This is a genomic window from Ferriphaselus amnicola (assembly GCF_000974685.2).
Classification (GTDB): domain Bacteria; phylum Pseudomonadota; class Gammaproteobacteria; order Burkholderiales; family Gallionellaceae; genus Ferriphaselus; species Ferriphaselus amnicola.
The window spans coordinates 736,963-754,162 of sequence record NZ_AP018738.1 but is presented as its reverse complement, the minus strand read 5'-3'; the positions used below and the strand labels follow the sequence as shown (position 1 = coordinate 754,162).

Here is a 17,200-nt window from a genome sequence, read left to right as displayed (position 1 = left end):
CATCTCACGAGCTGAGGCCGATGCCTGACTAAAATCTATCGGCTCAGTCATGATGACGCTTATTCGTAGATCGTGGTCAGCGTCATGGTCTGGTTATGCAACTGGCACTGCAAGATGTCACTAAACGGAGCCAATTCACCGTAAGAGTAGAATCCGGTGATAGCAGTATTCTCTCCTAGATTTTCACGCACGATCTCCAATTCGTCCTCAGTCAACTGCCCCAACACCAAGCGACGTCCGACACAACTCACCACTAGGCATAGACCGGTGGCGTTGCTCGAAGTCGGCTGTGCTGCTTCAGCGGCCAATCCGGCGTTATCAATCAAACTATCGAGATTGGTACGCATCAGTTTGCACAAATAGCCCTGCGGAACATCTCCTGCGAAAGTCAGGCTATGGGCGCTCTCATCCACCGCCAGCAAAGTGCGGATCAACGCTTTTTCCTGTTTAGTCTCCTGAATACTCAGCGGGAAACGCAAGCCGGTGCCAGGCAAACCTGCTGCCTGCTCACCCAGATACTTCTTATATAACTCTAGCGCAGGCTGATGGTCGATCTCATACACCACATTGCCTACCGACTTAGTCACTACTCGTTCAGCACCAAACTCTTGCCACCCAGCGAAACAACCACTCTTGACCGTTAGCTCACCATAAAAACCAACTGCCACGATACGCCCCGCCACAGCCAACCCATCGGCCATGACCCACGTTTTGCCGAAACGCGTGCCATCACCTGCCAAACCACCCGTCACCGCAACTCCAGCCTGATTCAATCCCTTTGCCAGTTCGCTACCATTCACTTGCATACCGTCAGACAGGACGAATACATGCCTCAGGTCGTCAGCCTTCAATTCAGCCATCAAACTAGCACCCAGCTCACTGACTTCAGCCCCGCCACCCAGATCAGCCACCGCAACGCGCACACGCCCCTGCTCGAACTTGACCGCCGTCACCACTACATCGTCGTCACTGATACCCGTATCCAGCACACTACCGGAAGATGAGCAGCCGACGATGTGCGCCTGTGGGAAGCGCTCGTTCAGTTGTGCGTAGCAGTCCGCCGTCTGAAAAAACCCATCATCTGCAAAGGCCAATACCAAATCGGCATCGACCAGTTCATTTCCCTTCTCCCAGCCGTTTTTACTAGACCATCGAATCTGTTTGGTTTTCACGTTCACTCCCTCCTTCGGTTAGATGCCCCAATATACCCGCGCAGCTGCTTCACCACTGACCATCGGCAAGTTACCAAAAATATTTAGGCCCGTGAGACGGAGAATTTACCGCCTACTCGATGCGTGGAGTATGCGCTCAGTGATGCAAGTTTGCTGGGAGGCAAAGTGTCGGGCAAGGGATGCCATCACCGTCTTTGTCTAAAGTGGACAGGCCGCAATGACTCAAGTAGAAATGTGCTTCGTCGCAAGAGTGCATTTGAATGCATCGATGCTTGCTACCGCAAGTGAAGTCATTAGCACCACCCTCCGCTTTAGGCGGAAGACGTCCGATTTCCGACTGCGCCTTGCGCCACTCCCAAGGCGCAGTCGGCGCTAGTTGCGACCACAAGCCGCGTCGAGCTTGCTGTGCCTCGCGCTGCAAAGTGATGTAGTCTTTGTTGCGATGGAAGTAGGAATGCTCCCAAGCCATGCCGCTAGACACCTGCTGCTGATTGACACTGCGGCCATTGAGCAGAAGTTGCGCCACCCACCGACCGTATTTGTCAGTAGCCACCGTTTCGACGAGCACCTCGCGATTCAGCACCTGATCGACCAAAGCCTGCCGTGACCTCATCCCGAACGGTTGTGACTTTTCTGGCGCGTCGATCTCGGCCAGACGAACTTTGAGAGGACGCCTGCCCGACTTCGCGATCAACACGGTATCGCCATCAAGCACGGCAATCACTTTGGCAGTGAATGTGTCTGCCTGGGCAGTCGAGAAGCAAAAACCACATCCCAGCAACACGATATAAAAAGGCCGGATCAGTCTCAGACTACGCATCTCAGGACTAGGAGTTAGGACGCAGCCTGATCGCTTTGATATTCATTTGACTAATCAGGTTTTGAGTAGCTTGCATGAGCAGAGAGTGCTCGACCAGTTCAGGTGCAGGCACAAACAAACGCTGAAAGTCCTCCGCCTTCATCGTGGTAGCACTGAAGCTGAGATGCCCGTCCTTATGCTCCACCGTCAGCAAATAGTCTGAAGATTTATTGACCTTGAACGAGGTATCGGTAATCTTGAGATACAAGGGCTTGAAGACGATTTCCTGCTTGATCTCTGCTGCTTCGAATATCGCAGCGAATTTGCTTACGAACGGTTCAACAACATTCAGTCCGGGAGCAAACGTGGCACGATACTGGGCGCGACTCACAATCAAAGGCGCACCCAGAGGTGGTGTTTTTCCCGGCCGAAAGTAGGCCAACAACAGGAAGCTGACCGTAAGGATGGTAAGCGTTTCTAGCATGGTAGCCTCGCTTTCTATTCAATGACTCAAAACAGGCTTTTGACCACAGCCAAGCACAGCAAGGTGTAGCCCGCTGCAAGAATGTCATCGAACATCACTCCCAAGCCGCCATGCCAGTGCTGGTCGAAATGCCGAATAGGTTGCGGCTTGACGATGTCGAAGAAGCGGAACAGCGAGAAGGCGAGCAGATTCCAAATCAAGCCCGACGGAGTGAAGAACAGCACCAACATGAAAGCTACGATTTCATCCCACACCAAGCCGCCATAGTCCGCCACACCGAGTGCACGCCCGGTCTTCTGACACGCCCACACGCCAATGGCGAACAGCCAGATCAGTAACAGGATGAAGCCAGCCTCAGTGAATCTAGGCGCCAACCATGCGAACAGCGGGAATGCGACTAGCGTCCCCGCCGTACCAGGAGACTTAGGGAACAGACCACTGCCAAAACCGAACGACAGGAAATGCGCAGGATGGCTAAGCACAAATTTCCAACTCGGTTGCACGCGCAACTCATGCGAAGTGGTCATAACCGCCAGCCTCCATCGTCATATTATTCCCCTGTACATCTCGCACCACGCAGCCAGCATTCGACGTGACTTTTCCGATACGGGTCAACGGCAAAGTCAAAGTCGCCGCAAGTTGACTCAACGCCTCCCTGCACGACTCGGGCGCAGTAAAGCATAGTTCATAGTCATCTCCCCCCGCGAGAATGCAACGCTGCACCATTGCCGCATCCTTGAACTGCGACATGATTTCGGATACCGGAAGCGCATCAAATCTTAGCTCAGCACCAACCTTCGACGCTTCCAGAATATGTCCGAGATCAGCCAGCAAGCCATCCGAGATATCAATGGCGCTATGCGCCAGACCGCGCAGCACCAATCCCAGTTCGACGCGCGGCTGCGGCTGGTGCAAGCGTGTTGCACATGCAGCGAATGCCGCTTCATCCAGCACGACACGCTCTTGCAGGTGCGCCAGCGCCAGTGCCGCATCGCCCAACGAGCCAGACACCCAAATATCATCACCGAGCTTGGCGCCGTCACGCCGTAATGCCAACGCTGGCGGCACTTCACCCATGATGGTGACACAAAGATTGAGTGGGCCGCGCGTAGTATCACCGCCCACCAAGTCCACGCCTTGCTGTTCGGCCAGCGCAAAGAACCCCGCAGCAAAACGCTCCAGCCAAACATCATCGACCTGCGGCAACGAGATCGCTAAAGTCGCCCAGCGCGGCTTCGCCCCCATCGCGGCAAGATCGGAAAGGTTCACCGCCAGTGTCTTGTGTCCCAGTAAAAATGGATCGGCATCGGGAAAGAAGTGCGTGCCGGACACCAGCATATCGGTCGAGATCGCCAGCACGTGCCCTGCCGAAACTTGCAAAAGTGCAGCATCGTCACCTACGCCCAACACCGCGCCGGGTGTCGCACGAGTGAAGTAACGTCTGATCAGGCTGAATTCGGACAAGTCCGCCGCCGCGAGTTATTTAGCGGCGACTTCCGTCGCACGCAACTGCGCAGCCAGCTTATCCAGCACGCCGTTGACGAACTTGTGGCCGTCGCTGCCGCCGAAGGTCTTGGCCAGTTCGACTTCCTCGTTGATGATGACACGATAGGGGATCTCGGGATGATGCGCCAACTCATATGCTCCAAGCATCAACACCGAATATTCCACTGGACTGAGCTCGGACACAGGGCGATCCAGATGCGGCGCGATGGCCTCGGTCAAAATCTCCGTGCGGTTCAGCGTACCGCGCAGCAAGTCGCTATAAAATTCAACATCATAACGCCCTAGACTTTTCTCATCCTTAGTCATCTGCTCGATGGCTGTGATGTCCTCGCCGGACAAGCGCCATTGATAGACGCCTTGCATCGCCAACTCACGTGAGCGACGGCGCGCACTCTTGGCCGGAGCCGAATTCTTTACTTCACTCATTTGATCGCTTTCAGCAGATTCGCCATTTCGATGGCTACCAACGCAGCTTCCGCGCCTTTGACGCTCATCCGCACTTCGGCTTGTTCATCGGTATCGGTCGTCAAGATCGCGTTGGCGATAGGCACGCCGCCATGTACTTGCACCTCACCCACACCGCGCGCGGACTCGTTCGACACCACTTCAAAGTGGTAAGTGTCGCCACGAATCACCGCACCCAACGCGATCAGCGCGTCGAACTTGCCGCTCTGTGCCATCGTTTGCAGCACCAGCGGAATCTCCAGCGCGCCGGGGACGGTTGCCAGCAGAATGTCGTCTTCCTTCACCCCCTGCTGCACCAGCCGTGCGCGACACGCCGCCAACAAACCTTCACACACCACATCATTGAAGCGACTCTGCACGATGCCGATGCGCATCCCTGTGCCATTCAGATTGATACTGATCTCTTTCATGCTATTCCTTTATGCGTAACCGGTTACTTCCAGCCCGAAGCCAGTCATGCTGGGCAGTTTGCGTGGCGTGGCGATCAAACGCATCTTGCCAACGCCTAGATCGCGCAATATCTGTGCGCCGATGCCGTAACTGCGAGCATCCCACTTGGCAGCCTGATGGGCTTGCGGCACTTCCGCAGTGCGCGCCAACAAATCTTGCGCCGATTCTGCGTGGTGCATCAACACCAGCACACCCGTATCGGACTGGCTGATCTTGCTCAGCGCGTCATGGACGCTCGTGCCTTGCATCAAGCTGACTTGCTCCAGAAAGTCCAGCGCCGATAAGGGTTCATGCACCCGCACCAAGGTCTCGGCATCCGACTTGATGTCGCCCCTGACCAGCGCCAGATGAGCGCGCTGCGAGGTTTGGTCTAGGTAACTGACCAACTCGAACTGACCGTAAGCCGTCTGGATAGGACGACTGGAGACGCGCTCGACCAAGCGCTCGTTATGATTGCGATACTCGATCAGGTCAGCGATTGCGCCGATCAACAGTCCGTGTTGTTTAGCGAACGTCACCAGATCCGGCAGGCGCGCCATTTCGCCGTCGTCCTTGAGGATCTCGCAGATCACGGCCGCCGGTGTCAGCCCAGCCAGTTGTGCCAGATCGCAACCTGCTTCGGTGTGACCTGCGCGCACCAGCACGCCGCCATTCTTAGCGCGTAGCGGGAAAATGTGACCCGGCTGCACGATGTCGGCAGAGGTGGCGCGCGGATGTGCCGCGACCTGAATGGTGCGAGCACGATCCGCCGCCGAAATACCGGTGGTCACGCCGGTGGCCGCTTCGATGGATAGCGTGAAGTTAGTGCCCAGCGGCGAGCCGTTCTCGCGCACCATCAGTGGCAGGTCGAGTTGCTTGCAATGCGCCTCGGTCAGCGTCAGGCAAATCAACCCACGCCCGAAGCGCGCCATGAAGTTGATCTTTTCTGGTGTAACAAAATCAGCCGCAAAAACCAGATCGCCCTCGTTCTCACGATCTTCTTCATCCACCAGCACCACCATGCGTCCAGCGCGCATTTCGGCGATGATGTCTTGTATCGGTGCTATATCGGTCATAATTTCAAGCCATTTTTGAATGGGCGCAATCTTACCACTAGAGCAGCTATCGTTAAGCAATACCACTTATAATGCCGCCACAAAAATCAGCGCGCGCGCACTGAATCCAATAATGAAGCACACAAATCTTTCCGAATGGGCAATCAAGAACCAAGTTCTGGTTCTGTATTTCCTATTCGTGACACTCGCCGCAGGCATCCTCGCCTACACCCAGCTACCGCAAAAGGAAGATCCAGATTTCACTTTCAAAGTGATGACGATCAAGGCCACTTGGCCGGGTGCGACTGCGCACGAGATGGAGCTGCAAGTCACCGACACGCTGGAACGCAGCTTGCAAGAGACACCTTGGCTGGACAACGTGAGCAGCTATTCCAAGCCAGGCGAGAGCACGATCTTCGTCACACTCAAGGACGAGATGCCGCCTGCCGAGCTGGAACACGCTTGGATGACGGTGCGCAAACACTTGGCTGACATGCGTGACACACTCCCAGAGGGCGTGAATGGCCCGTTCATCGACGACGAATATGGCACAACCTACAGCGCCATCTACGCCTTCACCGCTGACCAGCCCAATTACGCAGCGCTAGAACATGAGGCCGACCTAGCGCGCCAGTCGCTGCTACAACTGTCCACTGTCAGCAAAGTCGAGCTGATCGGCACCCAGCCGGAGAAAGTCTATATCGAATTTTCGGCAGCGAAGCTGGCGACACTCGGCATCGCGCCTATGCAGATCGCCGCTGCCATCAAGTCGCACAGCACCTTGGAGTCAGCGGGCGAGATCGTCACTCAGGACGACACCACGCGCATCCGCCTGAGCAGCCCGCTAGTCAATCTCGCCGCCCTGCAAAACCTGACCATCACCGCTCGCGGAAAGACCCACCAGCTAGGCGACCTCAGCCAGATCACTCAGGGCACTGAGAATCCGGCCCGCTTCAAGATGAGGTATCGTGGGCAAAACGCCATCGGCCTTGCCGTCGCCGCCCAGCCGAACGGTGACGTGATCGAATTTGGCCACGGCTTGGAGACCACACTCGCCCACGTCCGCAGCCATCTGCCGCAGGGGATGCACCTCCACCAGATCAGCGATCAACCCAAAGTCGTCAAGCAGTCCATCAGCACCTTCATGAAAGCGTTGAGCGAAGCCCTGCTGATCGTGCTTGCGATCAGCTTCCTCAGTCTAGGCTGGCGCGCAGGGCTGGTGGTCGCCCTGTCCATTCCCATCGTACTGGCAGGCACGTTTCTGCTGATGAAAGTGTTCGGCATCGACTTGCAACGCGTCTCCATCGGCGCGCTCATCATCGCCATCGGCTTACTGGTGGATGACGCGATGATCGCCGTCGAGATGATGAAGGTGAAGCTAGAGCAAGGCTGGAGTCGCGCCAGCGCCGCCGTGTTCGCCTACCGCAGCACCGCCTTCCCCATGCTCACGGGCACGCTCATCACCGCCGCCGCCTTCTTGCCCGTGGGCTTGGCCAAATCTTCAGCGGGCGAATACACCTTCTCGATCTGTGCCGTGGTCACCATCGCCTTGCTGGTGTCCTGGCTGGTCGCCGTGGTGTTCACGCCCTTCATCGGCTTTCACTTACTGAGCGAGCATGCTGATCAGGAAACTCCGCAGTACCGCAGCCGCTTCTATGCGGGATTTCGCAACGTGGTGATTGCTTGTCTGCACTGGCGGAAAAGCGTCATCCTCGCCACGCTGGCCGCATTTATGCTGGCGCTCATCGGCTTCAGCAAGGTCGAGCAGCAATTCTTCCCGCCCTCTGAGCGCCCCGAGTTGCTGCTGGACATCTGGCTGCCGGAAAGTGCCAACTTCGCGCTCACCGAAATGGTCGTGGATGAAGTCGAGAAGTTGCTTAAGGACGATGCAGCCGTCGCTCAATACACCAGCTACGTCGGAGGCAGCTCGCCGCGCTTTTATTTGCCACTCGACCTGCAACCGCCCACGATCAACTACGCCCAGATCGTGATCGAAGCACACGACATCAAGGCTCGCGAAGAGGTGCTCAAGCGCATCCGCAGCACCATAGACAAGGAGTATCCAGATTCGGGTGTCCGCATCTCGCGATTGGAGAATGGGCCTCCGGTGGGTTATCCCATCCAATTCTGGATCATGGGTGACGATACCGAGCGCCTGCGTGCCATCGCCAGCGACGTGCTAGCCGTGGTCAAGGCGAATCCGAATACCAAGAACGCCAGTCAGGACTCGGATGAACCGTTGAAATCGCTGCGGGTAGAGATCGACGAAGATGCCGCACGCACGCTGGGCGTAAATACCAACGGCTTGGCCCGCCATCTGCAAGCCACGCTGTCGGGCTATCAAGTCACCACCCTGCGCGAGGGTGGGCAACAAATCGGCGTAATTCTGCGCAGTGTCGAGAGTGAGCGCACCGCCCCGAACATTCTGAGCCGACTCAGCGTCATCAGCGAAAACGGGCAGACGGTGCCGCTCGCCCGCTTCGCCAAGATTGAATCGAACACCGAAGCCGGCATCCTCTGGCGCATGAATCGCCAGCCCATCGTCACCGTGCGCGCTGACATCCCGGATGACATTCAAGCCCCCGACGTAAGCCAGACCATCGACCAGAAGCTGGCCGACATCCGCGCCAAACTGCCGCCGGGCTACCAGATCAAAGTTGCAGGCGCGATGGCCGACAGCGACAAGGCCACCGACTCGATCGTTGCCGTGCTGCCGCTCACCGGCTTTCTCATCCTGACGCTGTTGATGCTCCAGTTGCGCCGTTTCAGCGAAGTCGCACTGGTATTGCTCACCGCCCCGCTGGGCGTGATCGGCGTTGCTGCCGTCCTGCTCGCCTTCCACGTGCCGTTCGGTTTCGTCGCCATGCTGGGGATGATCTCGCTCGCTGGAATGATCATGCGCAACTCGGTGATCTTGGTGGATCAGATCGAACAGGACATGGCGCTGGGCCTGAGTCGCCACGATGCCATTATCGACTCCACCGTGCGCCGCGCTCGCCCCATCCTGCTCACCGCCGCCGCCGCCATCCTCGCCATGATCCCACTTACCGGCAGCGTATTCTGGGGACCGATGGCCATCGTCATCATGGGTGGATTGTTGGTTGCAACGCTATTGACCCTGCTTGCGCTACCTGCAATGTATGCGGCGTGGTTCCGAGTGAGTCCAGAGAAATAAACCGGAGCGTTAGGCCGTATGCAACTTCAGCATCGCGGCTTCCTGCTTGCCTTCGACGATCAGCTTAGCGACGTCTTGAGCACGCGATAGGGCGATGCCGATCAGCTCAGCCTCTTCGCGGCGCGGGTCGTTGAGTACGTAAGCGGATACCAGCGAGCGGTCGCCGGGATGGCCGATACCGATGCGCAGCCGCCAGTAGTTCGGACCGAGATGGGCGGCGATGTCCTTGAGCCCGTTGTGACCGCCATGCCCGCCGCCAAGCTTTAGCTTGACGCTACCCGGTGGCAGGTCAAGCTCATCATGCGCCACTAGTATCTGTGCCGGTTCAATCTTGTAGAACTGCGCCAACGCGCCCACTGCTCGGCCACTCAAGTTCATAAAGGTCTGCGGTTTCAACAGCCAGATTTCGTGCCCCTGCACCTGCCCGCGCGCCACAAAACCGTGAAACTTGGTTTCCATTTTGAACGTCAGACCGTGGATGCGCGCGAACTCATCCACCCACCAACATCCCACGTTATGACGGGTCGCTTCATATTCACGCCCCGGATTGCCGAGTCCGACGATTAGTTTGATTGCGCTCATGCGCTTGCCTCTGCTTCAATTACTCCATCACACCTATTCACGAAATGCCCAGACGGATGGCCAAAAAAAGCCCGCTTGCGCGGGCTTGGTCTCAAACGCAAAGCTTAGTGGTGATGACCACCTTCGCCATGTACATGACCATGCTCCAACTCTTCAGCTGTTGCCGGACGCACGCCGGTAACGGTGCAAGCGAAGGTCAGCGTCTTGCCAGCCAACGGGTGATTGCCGTCCAGTGTCACTTCCTTGTCGGTCACTTCTACCACCGTGAATAGCTCGAAATCTTCGTCATCGCCCTCTTCTTCGCCACCTTCGAACTGCATGCCGACAGCGATCTCCTTGGGAAACAGATCACGTGGCTCAACGCGCACCATGTCGTGCTCATATTCACCGAAGGCATCATCAGGCGTCAATGTAACGGTGACTTGGTCACCCACGGCCTTGCCATGTAGCGTTTCCTCAACCAGCGGGAAGATGCCGTCATAGCCGCCATGCAGGTAGCTGATGGGCTCGCCGATCTTTTCGATCATTTCGCCAGCGGCGTCGGTCAATTGGTAAGTCAGTGAGACGATGGTGTTTTTGGCGATGTTCATTCCAGTTCCTTAATCAGTTTGAGAATTTCTTGGGCGTGTCCACGCGCTTGTACGCCGTACAACGCATGGCGGAGTTTGCCCTGTTTATCGATCACGAAGGTGGAGCGTTGCAGGGCGATCTTCTTCTGCCCGTCCACGTCCTTTTCGTACAGCACACCGTATTTTTTACACACACGTGATTCGGTATCGGCCAGCAACTGCACGGACAGACCGTGTTTGTCGCGGAATGTCGCGTGACTCAAACAATCATCACGACTAACACCGACCAGCAAAGTGTCGTGCTTCGTAAATTCATCGACTAGGTCAGTGAACTCATTGGCTTCGATGGTGCAGCCCGGCGTGTCATCTTTGGGATAGAAGTACAGCACGACATTCTTCTTGCCCTGTTTGCGCGCCAAACTGAAGGTCTTCATATCAGCATCCGGCAATTCAAAATGCGGCGCTTCGGTTCCAGCTTGTAACTGCATAAATTACCTCCTGCGGGGCATTCTATCCGAATTCTTTCGAGCCAAAATTATTTTTGCGTGACGATGGCACGGCTATAATTCCGCCCATGAATACACCACTTTCTTTCCTCGGCGGGCTGACCGCCACTGAGTTCCTGCGTGATTACTGGCAAAAGAAACCGCTGCTGATCCGCCAGGCTTTTCCTGAGTTCAAGGGCTTGCTCGACCCACTCCAGCTACAAGAGTTGGCCTGCCTAGAGGATGCACAAGCGCGGCTGGTACAACAGACTCGCGGCAACTTCAAACTGGCTCACGGGCCGTTCGAGCGCGAGAAACTTTGGAAATTGCGTGGCCAGTGGACGGTGCTGGTGCAAGGTGTGAATCACTTCCTGCCCGAGGGTACGGAGTTGCTCAAGCACTTCAACTTCATCCCCCATGCGCGGCTGGATGACTTGATGGTGAGTTACGCCCCCAAGGGCGGCGGCGTGGGACCGCATTTCGATGCTTACGACGTGTTCCTACTACAAGGGTTGGGGCATAGACGCTGGCAGATCTCCACCCAAGAAGATCGCACGCTGATCGAAGGTGCGCCGTTGCGCATCTTGAAAGATTTCAAAGTGGAACAAGAGTGGGTGCTGGAAGCGGGCGACATGCTCTATCTGCCGCCACAATGCGCCCACAACGGCATCGCCGAAGACGACTGCATGACTTACTCCATCGGCTTCCGTACGCCAGCGTTTCAGGAGTTGGGTGAGCAGTTTCTGGTCTATCTGCAAGATCGCATCGAGGTCGAAGGCATCTACGCCGACCCTGCCTTGGAGTTGCAACAACATCCGTCTGAGATCGGCGATGCCATGCTGGATCAAGTGGCGGATGCCGTCAATCGTATCCGCTGGGACAAGGACGACATCGCCAATTTCCTTGGCTGCTACTTGTCCGAACCCAAGCCGCACATCTACTTCGAGCCACCCGAGCCGGCGCTTACTGAAAGCAAGTTCAAGCAAGCGGTGATCAAGCACGGCGTGAGCCTCAACTTAAAGACCCAGATGCTGTGCCGTGGCTCGACCGTGTTCATCAACGGCGAAGCCGAACCCGTCAGCGGCGAGCTTTACGAATTACTGCGCCAACTGGCCGACAACCGCGAGCTACCTGCGGCCGAGCCATCCGCCGCCCTGCTCGAACTGCTCCACCCTTGGTATCTGGACGGCTACCTAGCTCCGGGGGCCGCTAAGCTCTAACTGCTTCTCGGCTAACGGGAAACGGACCACAAAGCGGCAACCCGCCTCGCCGTTTCCCGACTCCAGACGCAGTTCGGCATCGTGGCGCTTGGCGACTTCGGCCACGATAGCCAAGCCCAGACCACTCCCGCTTTGCCCACTCCCTAGCACGCGATAGAAACGCTCGAACACCAAAGCATGATGCTCGAGCGGAATGCCGGGGCCGTCATCTTGCACGTGCAGGCACACGTGAGAGCCATCATGTTTGACGCTGACCGTAACCTGCCCGCCTCGGGGCGTGTAGCGAATGGCATTGTCGATCAAGTTGCCCAGCATCTCACCTAGGCTATCGGCATCGCCAAGAATGTCCGTTGAGGTATGCGCTTCTTCGAAGCCTAGGTCGATGTCCTTCTCCAGCGCGAACGGGACCCAGTGCATGGTGCATTCACGAGCGATTTGCTCCAAATCGAGCGGCAGAAAAGCCTCCACGCCCTGCCCGCCCGGCTCGTTACGCGCCAGCATCAACAACTGTTTGATGAGGTGACTAGAGCGTTTGGCGCTGGTCAACACGTATTCGAGGATGCGTTGCTGACGCACCGGATCGCTTTCCCTCAAAGCCAATTCGACCTGCGTCTTCAGCCCAGCCAAGGGAGTGCGCAGTTGGTGAGCGGCATCCGCCACAAATCGCTGCTGCGCCGACATCACTTGCTTGAGCCGTTCCAGCAGATCGTTCACCGCATCGATCAACGGGCGCACCTCGACAGGTGCACGCGCCTCGTCTAAGCGACTCAGATCGCCACGTGCTCGCGCCGCCACCTCACTGCGGAAGCGCTCCAAGGGCAGCAATCCTTTTTTCAGCCCGTACCACACCGCCGCCACAGCCAACAGGATCAACAACAGTTGCGGGATCACGATGTTGGCCAAAATGCCGCGTATCAGCGCCTGCCGCTGGTGCGTGGTCTCGGAAACATGGAGTTGCAGCACCCGCACGCCAGCGGGATCAGGATAGACCAAACTCACCGTGCGGGTCTTTTCGCCACCACGTTCGCCATTGCTGAACACCGCGCCGATCTTGCTGCGACGATAGGAAAGCGGCGTGGAGAGACTCGCCGTTCCCGCCAGCTTGCGCCCTTCGCTGTCACTCACGGTATAGACGATGCGATCCGGCATCACGGGGTCAGAGCCGTCGGGCAACTCCAAGACCTGCTCCAACTTTTCGTGGCCACTCCCTAACTTGAGCTGATCCGCCACCGCTTGGGCACGTTGCAGCAACACCATGTCGTAAGGCTGATTGGCATAATTGATGGTGGCGAAATACCCCACGACGGTGCTGACTAACCACAGCAGATACAAGGACGTCAGCAACCTGTTCATCAGGTAACTGCGCAAGGATGGGACGTAGCTCTCCATATTGCGTGGGATGGCGCTAGTCAGCGCTCAGGGCGGTGTTTGGTCGATGACATATCCCAATCCACGGATGGTGCGAATGGTGATGCCGGCCGCCTCGGTCTTTTTGCGCAACCGGTGGATATAGACCTCAATGGCATTGTTGCTGGCCTCTTCGGCATAACTGTATAGCCGTTCCAACAGTTGCTCCTTGCTGACCACCCAACCGGTCCGTTGCAACAGCGCTTCCAGGATACCCAACTCGCGGGTCGTCAATTCGATCAACTGATCGCCGATCAGCGCCCGGCGCGCGACCGTATCGAAGGTCAACTTTCCACAGGAAAGCATGGGATTCACGCCGCACAAACCACGACGTAACAACGCGCGCACCCGAGCCTCCAGCTCTTCCAGACTGAAAGGTTTGACCAGATAGTCATCTGCGCCCAAGTCCAAACCTTTGACTCGATCAGCGACATGATCACGGGCGGTGAGGATGATGACGGGCACGCGGCAATTACGCCCACGCAGATTGCGCAAGACCGTGAACCCATCCAGTATCGGCAAGCCCAGATCAAGGATGACCAGATCGAAAGGTTGCATCCCCTTGAGCAGTGAGTCGGCCTCCGCCCCATGCCGGGCGAGGTCAACGGCATAGCCCGACGAGCGCATGCAGCGGGAAAGTCCGTCGGCCAACACCTCGTCATCTTCAGCTATCAGTATGCGCATGATGAATGTAAGTTTCGCGTAAGTTAATGCCAGTAAGCTCGCGAGCCAGACGGAGTAGGCATATCGGCTAGGTCGAGGCGTTTGTCAGGGATTGATTGTAATTGCCTAGCGGAAAATATCCAAACGGCAAAGCATCCAAGACCGAACACCGCTCGACACACAAAAAGCGTGACCGATTTCCGTTTCTAATACCAAAACTGACAGGGGGAATAAATGACCACAGCAGCGAAACATCGCATCAGCAAGGAAGAGCGTAAGGTTATCTTCGCTTCTTCGCTCGGTACCGTCTTTGAATGGTACGACTTTTACCTATACGGCTCGCTCGCAGCTGTCATCAGTAAACAATTCTTCTCTGGCGTGAACGAAACTACCGCCTTCATCTTTGCCCTGATGGCATTCGCGGCAGGCTTCGCCGTGCGTCCGTTCGGTGCGCTGGTGTTCGGTCGCTTGGGCGATCTGGTCGGTCGTAAGTACACCTTCCTCGTCACCATCCTCATCATGGGCTTGTCCACCTTCGTGGTCGGCCTGTTGCCTAGCTACGAAAGCATCGGTATCGCAGCTCCGGTCATCCTAGTCTGCTTGCGCCTGTTGCAAGGCTTGGCACTGGGCGGCGAATACGGCGGCGCAGCGACTTACGTGGCAGAACACGCTCCGCAGAACAAGCGCGGCGCATACACTGCATGGATCCAGACCACAGCCACACTCGGTCTGTTCCTGTCGCTGATCGTGATTCTGGTCACCCGCAACATCACCGGCCCGGACTTCGACACTTGGGGCTGGCGCGTGCCGTTCCTAGTTTCCATCCTGCTGCTGGGCGTGTCGCTGTGGATCCGTTTGTCGCTGAGCGAATCGCCTGCCTTCCTGAAGATGAAATCCGAAGGTACGCAATCCAAGGCTCCGATCGCTGAATCCTTCGGCCAATGGAAGAACCTGAAGTTCGTCATCATCGCCCTGTTCGGTCTGGTCGTCGGCCAAGCCGTGGTTTGGTACACCGGCCAGTTCTACGCCTTGTTCTTCTTGACCAAGACGCTGATGGTGGACGCACAAACGGCCAACCTGTTGATCGCCGCATCGCTGATCATCGCCACTCCGTTCTTCGTGGTATTCGGCTCGCTGTCCGACAAGATCGGCCGCAAGCCCATCATCATGGCCGGTTGCTTGATCGCTGCGCTGACCTACTTCCCGATCTTCAAGGGTCTGACCCACTACGCCAACCCAGCGCTGGAAACCGCTCAGCAGACTTCACCGATCCACGTGATCGCTGATCCCGCAACCTGCACCTTCCAGTTCGACCCGATCGGCAAGGCCAAATTCCTGAGCTCCTGCGACATCGCCAAGGGCGCGCTGGTCAAGGCCGGTATCTCTTACGAGAACGAGATCGCACCGGCTGGCACTGTGGCTATGATCAAGGTCGGCGCGAAGGAAGTGCCGAGCTTTGAAGGCGCTGGTCTGGACAAGGACACCTTCAAGGCCAAGAGCAAGGAATTCGGCGATGCACTGAAAGCTGCGACCACCGAAGCCGGCTATCCGACCAAGGCTGATCCGAACCACATCGACCACGCCATGGTGCTGATCCTGTTGGTATTGCTAGTTGTGTACGTGACCATGGTCTATGGCCCGATCGCCGCCATGCTGGTGGAATTCTTCCCTACCCGCATCCGCTACACCTCCATGTCGCTGCCGTATCACATCGGTAACGGCTGGTTCGGCGGCTTCCTGCCCACCGTCTCGTTCGCGCTGGTGGCTTGGAAAGGCGACATCTACTTCGGTCTTTGGTACCCGATCTGCTTCGCCCTGATGACCTTCGTCATCGGCATGATCTTCGTGAAAGAAACTTCGCACGTGGACATCCACTCCAGCTCCGTTGGACTGGATCAAGTGCGCTAATTCAACGCACGACGCTGCGAAGCAAAGCCCCGCCGGAAACGGCGGGGCTTTTTTATTCGCCTCATAAGAAACCTCCAGAAGATTTATCTGCGACTCAGAGAAACCGCACCCGCTGTACGAGGCGGTGGGAAGTGATACGCTTACGCGCAAAGTGGTTGAGGTAGAAAGTGGGGAGTTATTTTGATGAAAACCGTGGTCTTCTAGGTGAATAAATGAGCATTCGAAAGTAAGGAGGGGGAAATTGTGCTGAGAAGGGGACTTATGCTCATGTATTTTTTGTTGTACATGGTGGGTGGCTCGGTTGCCATTACAATTAGAGGCGTGTGGATTGAAGGGATACTCGCACAGGTATTCGCTTTTTGTATTATTGGGGTGTATCTACACTTCTTCCCAAAAATCATAATCTTTCGGAGGCAGTACGTGATCTCTCAGGCCATTGGAGTGGCAGGGAGCTTGTTGGCGTATGTTTTTCCTGATTTGGATATACTGCTCGCGATGATTTATGTTGTGGCAGTTTTGGTTCTTATTATTCCGATTTCAAATGAATTAGGCCGAATATTGTCGAAGTAGATAGGGATCAGTAACACCGAGGAAATAACAGGGGATACAACACGGTATAGATCACGGTTTCCTGAAAATATTCCAGCATGAAATGCCTACCCTACCTAACCGCCCACCCAGAGCATCGTCCGCCTGTACTTCGATGCGCCTCCGTCGAAGATGCGATACGTCTAGCCGAGTCCCAAAACTATCGGGTGGTGTCATCGGATGAGTTTGCTCTGCCCTCGCGACGAAAAAGTCTCCTTCATTCCTTAGGCCAAAGAGATCATGCGTATCACGTTCATCATCATTCTTAGTGCCCTGCTTTTCGGGCTCTACGCGGTCTGGGACGAGGCCACGAAGGAAGAGCGTGCGCTTGCGACTCGGGCTGCCGAGTACATCGCGGCTCAATATGGCAATCTGCCGCTGCACAGTAATTCAGTTCCGGCGCCCGGTGGCAAGACCTATGCCTTCCGGCCAGCACGCCACGGTCTCGTCGTCTTCGTCACTTACGGGCTCACCAGCGAGAATGAAAGAAGAAAAGTCCGCGCGGCTGCCGAGCAGGCGCTTGCTCATGTCCCAGAACTTGAGGCTGTATCACTTGAGTCATATGAAGCCCATGTAACCTCCGGCAAAGCTCGCTTCCATTCAAGGGAAACCGTACTTCGCAAAGCGCCCCAACCCAAAGAAACTGGAGCAGTCTGAGCCTGATTTCCGCCGATTCGACTCAAGCCATACCCT

17 protein-coding genes are annotated in these 17,200 nt (G+C 56.5%); 4 read left to right on the top strand and 13 right to left on the bottom strand.

Annotation, left to right across the window (positions count from 1 at the left end; translation table 11 throughout):
- Window positions 1-59: 59 nt before the first annotated feature.
- The 8 genes from OYT1_RS03595 to ribBA all read right to left on the bottom strand — a co-directional run bounded on the left by OYT1_RS03595 (window position 60) and on the right by ribBA (window position 5,931).
- Window positions 60-1,172 (bottom strand): FIST signal transduction protein, encoded by a 1,113-nt coding sequence (locus OYT1_RS03595; protein ID WP_062625293.1) that lies wholly within the window; start codon window positions 1,170-1,172, stop codon window positions 60-62.
- A gap of 136 nt (window positions 1,173-1,308) precedes the next feature.
- Window positions 1,309-1,992 (bottom strand): thermonuclease family protein, encoded by a 684-nt coding sequence (locus OYT1_RS03590; protein ID WP_062625294.1) that lies wholly within the window; start codon window positions 1,990-1,992, stop codon window positions 1,309-1,311.
- Window positions 1,993-1,999: 7 nt separating this feature from the next.
- Entirely contained in the window at window positions 2,000-2,455 is a 456-nt protein-coding gene (locus OYT1_RS03585) for a hypothetical protein (protein ID WP_062625295.1), read from the bottom strand.
- Between the two features lie 26 nt (window positions 2,456-2,481).
- Window positions 2,482-2,982, bottom strand: a complete 501-nt coding sequence (locus OYT1_RS03580) for a phosphatidylglycerophosphatase A family protein (protein ID WP_062625296.1) — start codon at window positions 2,980-2,982, stop codon at window positions 2,482-2,484.
- The gene (gene thiL / locus OYT1_RS03575) at window positions 2,966-3,919 is read right to left on the bottom strand and encodes a thiamine-phosphate kinase (RefSeq protein WP_062625297.1); all 954 of its coding nucleotides are present in this window, start codon (window positions 3,917-3,919) and stop codon (window positions 2,966-2,968) included. The genes OYT1_RS03580 and thiL overlap by 17 nt, the downstream gene beginning before the upstream one ends.
- A 15-nt stretch (window positions 3,920-3,934) precedes the next feature.
- Window positions 3,935-4,387, bottom strand: a complete 453-nt coding sequence (gene nusB, locus OYT1_RS03570; protein ID WP_062625298.1) for a transcription antitermination factor NusB — start codon at window positions 4,385-4,387, stop codon at window positions 3,935-3,937.
- Complete coding sequence (gene ribH, locus OYT1_RS03565) at window positions 4,384-4,836, bottom strand: 6,7-dimethyl-8-ribityllumazine synthase (protein WP_062625299.1); 453 nt, start codon at window positions 4,834-4,836, stop codon at window positions 4,384-4,386. Before ribH ends, nusB begins: the two co-directional genes overlap by 4 nt.
- Before the next feature lie 9 nt (window positions 4,837-4,845).
- Window positions 4,846-5,931, bottom strand: coding sequence for a bifunctional 3,4-dihydroxy-2-butanone-4-phosphate synthase/GTP cyclohydrolase II (gene ribBA, locus OYT1_RS03560; RefSeq protein ID WP_062625300.1), 1,086 nt, complete (start codon window positions 5,929-5,931; stop codon window positions 4,846-4,848).
- 112 nt (window positions 5,932-6,043) lie between these two features.
- Here ribBA and OYT1_RS03555 point away from each other — a divergent pair, with 112 nt between their 5' ends.
- Window positions 6,044-9,085, top strand: coding sequence for an efflux RND transporter permease subunit (locus OYT1_RS03555; protein ID WP_062625301.1), 3,042 nt, complete (start codon window positions 6,044-6,046; stop codon window positions 9,083-9,085).
- A gap of 9 nt (window positions 9,086-9,094) precedes the next feature.
- On the opposite strand, the gene pth is transcribed toward OYT1_RS03555, so the two are convergent.
- The 3 genes from pth to OYT1_RS03540 all read right to left on the bottom strand — a co-directional run bounded on the left by pth (window position 9,095) and on the right by OYT1_RS03540 (window position 10,724).
- Complete coding sequence (pth, locus tag OYT1_RS03550; protein ID WP_062625302.1) at window positions 9,095-9,667, bottom strand: aminoacyl-tRNA hydrolase; 573 nt, start codon at window positions 9,665-9,667, stop codon at window positions 9,095-9,097.
- Window positions 9,668-9,771: 104 nt separating this feature from the next.
- A complete protein-coding gene (locus OYT1_RS03545) occupies window positions 9,772-10,257 on the bottom strand; it encodes an FKBP-type peptidyl-prolyl cis-trans isomerase (protein ID WP_062625303.1) in 486 nt (161 codons plus the stop codon).
- On the bottom strand, window positions 10,254-10,724 hold the full coding sequence (locus OYT1_RS03540) for a peroxiredoxin (RefSeq protein WP_062625304.1): 471 nt from the start codon (window positions 10,722-10,724) through the stop codon (window positions 10,254-10,256). Before OYT1_RS03540 ends, OYT1_RS03545 begins: the two co-directional genes overlap by 4 nt.
- An 86-nt stretch (window positions 10,725-10,810) precedes the next feature.
- Between OYT1_RS03540 and OYT1_RS03535 the strand changes: the two genes are divergently transcribed.
- Entirely contained in the window at window positions 10,811-11,941 is a 1,131-nt protein-coding gene (locus OYT1_RS03535; protein WP_062625305.1) for a cupin domain-containing protein, read from the top strand.
- On the opposite strand, the gene OYT1_RS03530 is transcribed toward OYT1_RS03535, so the two are convergent.
- Together OYT1_RS03530 and OYT1_RS03525 are read right to left on the bottom strand one after the other, a co-directional pair.
- Entirely contained in the window at window positions 11,915-13,294 is a 1,380-nt protein-coding gene (locus tag OYT1_RS03530) for a sensor histidine kinase (RefSeq protein WP_172588505.1), read from the bottom strand. The two genes, OYT1_RS03535 and OYT1_RS03530, sit on opposite strands and share 27 nt — an antisense overlap.
- A 63-nt stretch (window positions 13,295-13,357) precedes the next feature.
- Window positions 13,358-14,032 carry a response regulator gene (locus tag OYT1_RS03525; RefSeq protein ID WP_062625307.1) on the bottom strand — a complete coding sequence of 225 codons (675 nt, stop codon included), beginning with the start codon at window positions 14,030-14,032 and terminating at the stop codon, window positions 13,358-13,360.
- 213 nt (window positions 14,033-14,245) lie between these two features.
- On the opposite strand from OYT1_RS03525, the gene OYT1_RS03520 reads away from it, so the two are divergent.
- Window positions 14,246-15,919: an MFS transporter gene (locus OYT1_RS03520; RefSeq protein WP_062625308.1), complete on the top strand. Its 1,674-nt coding sequence runs from the start codon at window positions 14,246-14,248 to the stop codon at window positions 15,917-15,919.
- A gap of 828 nt (window positions 15,920-16,747) precedes the next feature.
- Window positions 16,748-17,164: a hypothetical protein gene (locus tag OYT1_RS03510; RefSeq protein WP_062625310.1), complete on the top strand. Its 417-nt coding sequence runs from the start codon at window positions 16,748-16,750 to the stop codon at window positions 17,162-17,164.
- Window positions 17,165-17,200 lie beyond the last annotated feature (36 nt).